Below are 4,381 nucleotides of genomic sequence, written 5' to 3' on the forward strand. Positions count from 1 at the left end.
TGCCGACGGGTGTCACTCCACATGCCTGCTTCAGGCGTCCTCGGTAACGGTAGAAGCTCGCCGCGCGAACCACAACATATTTTCTGTGTCGCGCCGCGGACACTTCCAGTTACGAAGCGTCGGGCGGCGTGCCGGGCTCCAATGACTCCGCCACCGGCGGCGACCCGACCGGCGGCGGCGTGCGCCCCGAGACGAGGGCGAGTACGTCCTCCCCGTAACGGTCGAGTTTGGCCTGTCCGATGCCGGGCAGCCGCACGAGCTCGGCCACCGTGCTCGGCCGGCTCTCGGCGATCGCCTGCAGCGTGGCGTCGGTGAAGACGACGAAGGCCGGTGCCCCCTGTTCCTTCGCCCGCGCCGAACGCCACGCCCGCAGGCGCTCGAACAGCGCGGCGTCGACGTCGCCGGGGCAGCCCTCGCAGCGTCCGACCCGCGCATGCACACCCGTCAACGACCGGCCGCACGTCCGGCACCGCACCGCCGATCTGCTCCGGGACCGACCCGGGCTGGCCTCCTCCGCCCCAGCCACGGGCCTCGTGCCCTCGCCTCGCCCCCCGTGGCGGACGCCGGCCGCGGGCTCCCGGCGCATCGGGCGCAGATCGTCGAGGAACCGGGACGGCCGCCGCGACCGCCGGCCGCCCTCTGCCCGGGACAGCGCCCAGGACAGGACAAGGTGCCTGCGGGCCCTGGTCACCCCGACGTAGAGCAGGCGACGTTCCTCGGCGATCTGCTCGGCGGTCCTGGCATGGACGAGGGGAAGCGTGCCCTCGGTCAGCCCGACGAGGAACACCGCATCCCATTCCAGGCCCTTGGCGGTGTGCAAGGTCGACAGGGTCACCCCCTGCACCGTCGGCTGATGCTCGTGGGTCGCGCGGTCGCCGAGCTCGGCGACGAAGGCCTCAAGGTCGGCCTCGGGCGAACGGGCGGCGAGATCGCCGGCCAGCCGGTGCAGCGCGGCGAGGTTCTCCCATTGTTCCCGCTCGGCGCCCGAGCCCACCGTCGGCTGGTCCGCCCGCCAGCCGAGCGCCGCGAGGATGTCGGCGACGACGGCCGTGAGTCCCTCCGGGCGGTCGGTGTCGGCAGAGCGCACCGCGGCCCGCAGCAACCGCATGGCTGCGACGACCTCGCTCCGCTCGAAGAACTTCTCCCCGCCCCGGAGCAGGTAAGCGATGCCGGCCCCGCCGATCGCCGCCTCATACGCCTCGGACTGGGCATTCGTGCGATACAGCACGGCGATCTCACTCGCCGGCACGCCCTGGTCGAGCAGCCGGCGGATCCGGGACGCCACCGCGGCGGCTTCCGCCGGCTCGCTGTCGCACTCCAGCCACACCGGGGCGGGACCCTCCGGGCGGGCAGCGATGAGGCGGGCCGCCGGGGCCGCCCGCATCAGGGTGTTCGCGAGTTCGACCACCTGGAGGGTGGACCGGTAGTCCCGGATCAGACGCACCACGGCCGCGTCCGGGAACCGGCGCGGGAACCCGAGCAGGTGCTCGGGCGACGCCCCGGTGAACGAATAGATCGTCTGATGGGGGTCCCCGACGACACAGAGGCTGTCGCGCTCCCCCAGCCAGGCGTCGAGGACACGCTGTTGCAGGTCGTTGACATCCTGATACTCGTCAACGACGAAATGGCGGTATCTGGCCCTGACCTCGGCCGCGACCCAGCTGTGCTCCTCGATCATCGCCGCGGTCAGCAGCAGCAGATCCTCCATGTCGATCACACCGGCGTCGCGCTTGACCTCCTCGTACGCGGCGTAGAGCCGGGCGACCGTCTCGGGGGGGGTGGCGGTCTCCCGCCCGCTCGCCGCCGCCATCCGGGCGTAGTCCGCCGGGCCCACAAGCGTCGCCTTCGCCCACTCGACCTCCGAGGTGAGGTCGCGCAGCTCGGCCCGGTCCGGCCGCAGGTGCAGGCGGGCGGCCGCCCGCACCACGTACGGGATCTTGCTCTTCTCCACCCTGGGCAGCGCGACCCCGGCGACCGGCGGCCAGAAGTACAACAGTTGCTTGAGAGCCGCGGAATGGAACGTCCTGGCCTGCACTCCATCAACACCCATGGCCCGCAACCGGCCGCGCAGCTCTCCCGCGGCCCTGGCTGTGAAGGTCACCGCCAGGATCTGACCCGGCCCGACCCCCCCCTGAGCGACCATGTGCGCGACTCGATGGGTGATGGTGCGCGTCTTACCCGTACCGGCGCCGGCGAGGATGCAGACCGGTCCGAGCGGAGCTCCGGCCGCGACCCGCTGTTCGGGATCGAGCGCGGCGAGCAGATCGTTGCCCGACCGCACACGGGCGGCCTGGGCGGCGAGGGCAGGCGGTCCGGACATCATCCGATACGGTAGTCCCCGCCGCGCGGCGGGAACCGACGGCGCCGCGGTGGGGTTACATGAACCGTTGTGTCACCAGCGGCTTGGAGGCCCTTTCGTGCTCACGATCTACACGACTTCCTGGTGTGGCTACTGTGTTCGGCTGAAGCGCCAACTCGACCATGCCGGCGTCGAGTACACGACCGTTGATATCGAGCAGGACCCGACAGCAGAGCAACGTGTCCGCGATGCGAACAACGGGAACGCGACCGTACCGACCGTGCTCTTTCCCGATGGCACTGTGATGACGAACCCAAGCCTTCGCCAAGTCACAGAGAAGGTCACTTCTGCCGCATAACGGATACGTAGAGCAACGACATCTCGGGAGTTCTTACCTTCCCACTGCACACGCGGCCGGCTCGTGGGACGGTGTCCGTCACTGCCCGTGAAGTTTGTGGGAGAGTTCGGCCTGTGTCGTCAGCACCTTCAGAACAGGCGTGGAGCACCGTCGATGCCGCGCTGCGGGCCGCCAGCGCCCTTCACCGGATGGAGACGGCCTGTTTCGTCATGGTATCGACGACGACCGCGAGCTATCTCCGGGTGACAGGTCCCTCCGCTGGTCTCGACGAGGGAACGCACTACCCCCGGGGGGACAGCCTGGTCGCCCGCGTGCTCGACGGCACGCCCGCCACGGCGTCCGGTCTCGGCCCGACGCACGCCGGATCCGACACGGCCGAATACCGCCAGCTCGGGATACGCAGTCATGTCACGATGCCGGTGGTCCGCGCGGACGGTCGGCTGGTGGGCCTCCTCGTCGGCCTGGACCACAGCAAGGTGATCGTATCGGCCGACATCCTGGCCCTGCTGCGCGGGGTGGCCGATGCACTCGCGGCCACCGGGGACGTTCCCGTGCCGAGCCCGCCGACGGTCTCCGCGAACGGTCCCCGGCCGCCCGGCGGCCCGACCCCCCCGGGCCCACCGGCGGCCCCGCGCCCACCGGGGCGGATACCCACCCCGCAGACCATCGCGCGGGCGGTCCGGCCCGGGCCGCCGGGCCGGGCCGGACCGCCGTCCGCGGCGGGCGGGACCGGGGCGGGAACCGGCCCCCGCCGGAGCCCCTCGGATATGCGCCTTCGACGTACTCCCGCCGGGTGGGTCGTGGAGGGTCCCGGAGCCGAGATCCGGCCGGTCGGCGACCTCCTCTCGGCAATGGTGCTCGCCGATCTGCTGGCCGAGGATCTCGCCCCGCCCGGCCGGCCCCGCCGCCCCGATCGTGACCTGAGCGAGGTCGAGCAGCTCCGGCTGTCCGTCGTCCAGCTGGAACACGCGCTGGCCTCCCGCGTAATCGTGGAACAGGCCATCGGGGTCCTCGCCGAACATAACCACATCCGCCCGCGGGAGGCCTTCGAGCGGCTGCGGCGCACCGCTCGCGGAATGGGACGCAGGGTGCACGATCTGGCTCGGCAGGTGGTCGATTCGGTGGGCGACCCACGCGCCGTGCTACCGGGCGAGCTCGGTGGGCGCGGCGGCAACCCACCGGGCGGTGGACCACCGGCACCGAGCCCCGGCGGCGGCGCGCCCCGCCCCGCACCCCCGCGTCCCACCTCCACCAGGCACTGAGCACGCCCCGCCGGACCCGGGACCCCGCGGGACCGGGACCCCGGGGACCGGTACGGGCCCGGTGCTCAGGACGCGACGATGCCCAGTGCCCCCACGGCCGCGGAAATCCTGGCCGCGTCCCCGACGAGCACCGTGATCAGCTTTGCCGGGGCGAGCAGGCCCGCCGACACCGCCTGGATGTCGCCCACGCCGACCTCGGCGAGGGCGCGCGGGTGATCACGCAGGTACTCGACCCCGATCCCGGCCCCGGCCAGCGCCGACAGCGTCGAGGCGAGACCGGCGGCGGTCGCACTGCCCAGTGCCAACGTGCCGACGGCGTATTGGCGGGCGGCGTCGAGCTCCTCCTCGCTGGGCGGTAGAACCGCCATCCGCCCGAGCTCGTAGAAGATCTCCAGCAACGCGGGCCCGGTCACCTCGGTGGCGACGTCCGCGGCGACGGTGAACCGTGACCCCGCCTGGTAG

General features: G+C 72.2%; 3 protein-coding genes and 1 pseudogene. 2 read left to right on the forward strand and 2 right to left on the reverse strand.

The features are described 5' to 3' along the window. Window positions 1-109 precede the first annotated feature (109 nt). On the reverse strand, window positions 110-2,323 hold the full coding sequence (locus tag ACY45C_RS05090; RefSeq protein ID WP_462186490.1) for an ATP-dependent DNA helicase UvrD2: 2,214 nt from the start codon (window positions 2,321-2,323) through the stop codon (window positions 110-112). A gap of 94 nt (window positions 2,324-2,417) precedes the next feature. On the opposite strand from ACY45C_RS05090, the gene ACY45C_RS05095 reads away from it, so the two are divergent. Continuing rightward, window positions 2,418-2,657: a mycoredoxin gene (locus ACY45C_RS05095; protein WP_462186491.1), complete on the forward strand. Its 240-nt coding sequence runs from the start codon at window positions 2,418-2,420 to the stop codon at window positions 2,655-2,657. Window positions 2,658-2,770: 113 nt separating this feature from the next. After that, the gene (locus tag ACY45C_RS05100) at window positions 2,771-3,919 is read left to right on the forward strand and encodes a GAF and ANTAR domain-containing protein (RefSeq protein ID WP_462186492.1); all 1,149 of its coding nucleotides are present in this window, start codon (window positions 2,771-2,773) and stop codon (window positions 3,917-3,919) included. A 65-nt stretch (window positions 3,920-3,984) separates the two neighbouring features. On the opposite strand, the pseudogene ACY45C_RS05105 reads toward ACY45C_RS05100, so the two are convergent. After that, window positions 3,985-4,381: pseudogene (locus ACY45C_RS05105) on the reverse strand (M16 family metallopeptidase); the annotation flags it as partial.

It is taken from the genome of Frankia sp. CcWB2, from assembly GCF_977927585.1.